This is a genomic window from Sphingomonas sp. 37zxx (assembly GCF_000786205.1).
Classification (GTDB): Bacteria; Pseudomonadota; Alphaproteobacteria; order Sphingomonadales; family Sphingomonadaceae; genus Sphingomonas.
Window position 1 is genome coordinate 1 of sequence record NZ_JROH01000092.1, and the last position, 3,628, is coordinate 3,628.

At 60.8% G+C, this 3,628-nt stretch carries 4 protein-coding genes and 1 pseudogene; 2 read left to right on the forward strand and 3 right to left on the reverse strand.

Annotation, left to right across the window (positions count from 1 at the left end; genetic code table 11):
- Nucleotides 1-539: pseudogene (locus QU44_RS17245) on the reverse strand (transposase); the annotation flags it as partial.
- An 82-nt stretch (nt 540-621) separates the two neighbouring features.
- Here QU44_RS17245 and QU44_RS16800 point away from each other — a divergent pair.
- Both QU44_RS16800 and QU44_RS16805 read left to right on the forward strand, forming a co-directional pair.
- On the forward strand, nt 622-1,023 hold the full coding sequence (locus QU44_RS16800; RefSeq protein ID WP_156141256.1) for a hypothetical protein: 402 nt from the start codon (nt 622-624) through the stop codon (nt 1,021-1,023).
- A 36-nt stretch (nt 1,024-1,059) separates the two neighbouring features.
- Nucleotides 1,060-2,382, forward strand: coding sequence for an MFS transporter (locus QU44_RS16805; RefSeq protein ID WP_033923560.1), 1,323 nt, complete (start codon nt 1,060-1,062; stop codon nt 2,380-2,382).
- A gap of 255 nt (nt 2,383-2,637) precedes the next feature.
- Here QU44_RS16805 and QU44_RS18400 read toward each other — a convergent pair whose 3' ends face one another.
- Both QU44_RS18400 and QU44_RS16810 read right to left on the reverse strand, forming a co-directional pair.
- Nucleotides 2,638-2,964, reverse strand: a complete 327-nt coding sequence (locus tag QU44_RS18400; protein ID WP_156141257.1) for a hypothetical protein — start codon at nt 2,962-2,964, stop codon at nt 2,638-2,640.
- A gap of 25 nt (nt 2,965-2,989) precedes the next feature.
- Nucleotides 2,990-3,628: IS5 family transposase (locus QU44_RS16810; RefSeq protein WP_033923562.1), on the reverse strand; the 639-nt coding region annotated here is incomplete at its 5' end.

The following is a 3,628-nucleotide window of genomic DNA, read 5'->3' on the forward strand; positions in this document are numbered from 1 at the left end:
GTATCGCTCAACTACTTTCGGATCGGGGTCTGAGATGAAGTTGGCGGCGAGCTTGTCGTAGCGGGTGGCGACACGGCGGAAATCCTTGAGGCGGCAGAAGGCGTTTTCGATCAGGTGTCGGCTGCGATAACGATCCTTGTCGTAGCGGACGGCGCGCTTGCGGTTGCGTCGGCCCGGTATGACGGGGACAGCTCCGGCATCGCGCAGCGAGCGCCCCCTTTTGCGCCGAACGCCGCGCGTTGTGCCTTGATGTAGGTGCTGTCGCTCGTGGTGCTTTTCGTGGTCGCGCCGGTGTCTACCAGGGCATCGAGCAGGTTCAGCCAGAAGCCCCGACGCGACTAGCGGTTGAAGCGGTTGTACACCGTGGCCGATGAAGCGTAGTCGGCGGGGCAGTCGCACCACCGGCAGCCGACTTTCAGCACGTGCACGATGCCCGAGACCACCCGCCGTTCGTCCACCCGCCGGGCACAGGGCTGGTTCTTGGGCAAATGCGGCTCGATCGCAGCCCATCCCTCGTCCGACAACCAGAACAGCGCCATCTCACACCTCCCGCGATCCGCGCCGCACTGAATCACGATAGCCGCTTCGACTCAAGCCGCTGATTGGGTTTGAACCCTAAAGTTGACCGGGATTCCCGTACCAAATCTGGAGACGCTGCGTGAGATGCTGGCCGGGCATGGTATCGCCACTCGCAACATATTCGACATGCTGGACCGCTATGGTGCGGAATGGCCTGTGCTGGACACCTGTATCGAGTTTGCCGCACCGCCGCTACGCACGCATGCGACGGTGATCCACTTGTCGTTCGATCTGGAACGCATCGTGGTCGGGGGGAGATGGCCGCCCTCGCTCGCGCGGCGGCTGACCGAGGCTGCGGCAGTTGACCAACACGCCTTCGACACGCGCATCCGGCGCGGGCGCGGTCATCCAGCGCCACTGCTCGTCCCGGCAAGCGTCACCGAACGTGCGGCGGCAGTCGGTGCGGCCGCCGTTCCACTCGCCGAAGCCTATTTTGCCAGCTGACGCCCCCCTCGCCTTCCCAAAGGCTAGCAAGCGGTGATGCGTCATTGGATCGGCCGGGCGCGACGATGGGCGCCGTCGCAGCATGTGCGGGTCTATAGCACCGCGCATTTCGGCAAGAGCCTGTTGTGGAACAGCAGTGCGCTGGTTTTCGCCTTTTTCCTGACGGAAGCTGCGGGGATGCGCCCGGCAACGATGGGCCTGGTGCTCGGGATCTCGCTGCTCTTCAATGCGTGCATGGACGTCGTGGTCGGCCGGATGCTTGCCGGGCGTGTGACTGATGTGCGGGCTGCGGCCCGCATTCAAGCCATCGGTGCCGGCTTCGCCGCAGCCAGCTTCGCGGCGTTTGCGATAACTGGCTTCATTTCGACGGACAGCCGGTTTGCTTATGCGCTGACAACGCTGCTCCTGTTCCGCCTCGCCTATGCGCTCTGCGACACCCCGCAGAATGCCTATATGGCGTTTGCAGCGCCTGACGATTCATCGCGGGCACGTTTTGCCTCTGCACGCTACGTCGCATCGGGCCTGTCGATCCTGAGTATTGCAGCGCTCACAGTGCCGGTGCTGCAAGCCGGGACAGCGGTCGCGCGTAGCGAAATTTTCCTGCTCACTTCGCTGGGCGCGGCGATCGTGGCGTTCGCATCCGCCATGCTGCTGCACAATTACGCCATGCGTGCCGTGCTGCCCGCACATGCCGCGACCAACCCGCTCAAATCTCCTGGGGTCGCGCCGTTCGCCGATCATCGCTATCCACTGTTGGTCGGATCCATCTTCATCTTCTCACTGACGTCGCCTGCGTTCGGCAAGCTCGAGGCGTATTTCTCGGCATTTGTCCTGACCGACACGTTTGCCGCCAGCGCATTCCTCGCTTCGGTTGCGCTGGGTAAGATCATGCTGCAGCCGGCCTGGGTGCGATTGGCCGACGCGACGTCGCTCGCAACGACCTTTCGCTGGGCGGCAGCCGCGTGGGCGAGCGCATCGCTGGTGTTTCTCGGCATCGGGCCGCTTGGCGACTATGTGGCGCTGGCAGGCGGCTTTTTTTATGGTGCGGCCTGGGGTGGAACGGCGATGGCGATATGGTCGCTGCTTGCGCGGGTCGCCGCAGGCGACCCCGCCTCCGCCACCCAGCGCTATGGCCTGTTCACCTTCGCATCGAAACTCGCCCAATCCATAGCAGCCTTCACGATCGGTCATCTGCTATCGCAATACGACTACCGCGACCACGCAGCAGATGCAGCTGGCCTCCGTTACCTGATGGCCTTGCCGCCATTTGTGGGCGCCATCATGCTGCTCGCCGTCCCGGTGCTGATGAGAGTCCGGCTACGCCCCTCACCGGCACCCGATCCACGGTTTCGCCTTTAGCAAGCCTATCATAGACGTAGGTCGCAAGGCAGCAGCCACGGATCGTTGATCGGTTAGGATTGACGCTTTGCGCGTGACACGGTCGCGCGATCGGGATGGGTTTTGTTGCAGTTTTCTGTGGGGCTCGATGAAGCCCGACGAGCCCGCCACGATGGCGGCATCCACCCCATCGGTTCGAATCATTTCAATCAAGACACCGCCCTGACCTCCGACCGCCGCAGCGCGACGGCCGGACATCAGGGCGATCAGCCTCAATCAAAAGGGCTTGGCAATGACACTCGATTTCAATGCCTTGTCACAGAACTTGTCATTTATTGCTGCTGGCTTCGCAGTCACATGTTTCTCTATGCGGAATATTTCAGTAATTTCCTTGAACCGTCTCGTGGTCGGCATCAGATCGGCAATAATGAAATTACGCGCCTCTGCGAACTCCCGCCTCGCCCCTTGATTTTCAAATTTAAATGTTGAAGTCCCTACTTTATTATTTGCATTCGGCGTTCCCTTGAAACGGTACAGTTCACATGCGCCCTTATCATCAACCCAGCTGTTGTCCGGGTTGATCAAAATACCGATAGTTGGCATTGGGCTCGTGACTTCAGAGTCTGACTCATAAAGAAGCGGTTTGATTACATAGGCTTGCGATTCTGCGGGTGATTTGGTTGACGGATGCAATGAAAAGCCAGGTGGTGGCGCTTTCAATGGTTCGTTCGAAGTCCTTGGCGAGGCGTCGGTTGCGGTTCAGCCATGCGATTGTTCGCTCGACCACCCAGCGTCGAGGCAGCAGTTTGAAGCCCTTGGCGCCGTCTGAGCGTTTGATGATTTCCAAGGTCCATGTGCCGATTTTGGTGAGCGCGGTGCGCAGTTTGTCCCCGGCATATCCCCCATCGGCGAAGACGTGACGCAACCACGGGAAGGTTTGGCGGATGCTGGCAAGGACGTCGGGCGCACCGTCGCGATCTTGGATATCGGCGGTGTGAACGATGGCCCCAACCAGCAAGCCCTGCGTGTCAGTGACGATGTGGCGTTTGCGGCCCTTGATCTTCTTGCCCGCGTCAAATCCCCGTGGGCCGCCACTTTCGGTGGTTTTCACGCTCTGGCTATCGATGACACCTGCGCTGGGAGAGGCTTCCCGACCCATCGCTTCACGCGCCATCAGCAGCAGGGCGTGGTTGATCGATTTCCACACACCCATCGCGCTCCAACGGTAGAAATAATGCTGAACCGTGGTCATTGGCGGAAATAGCCC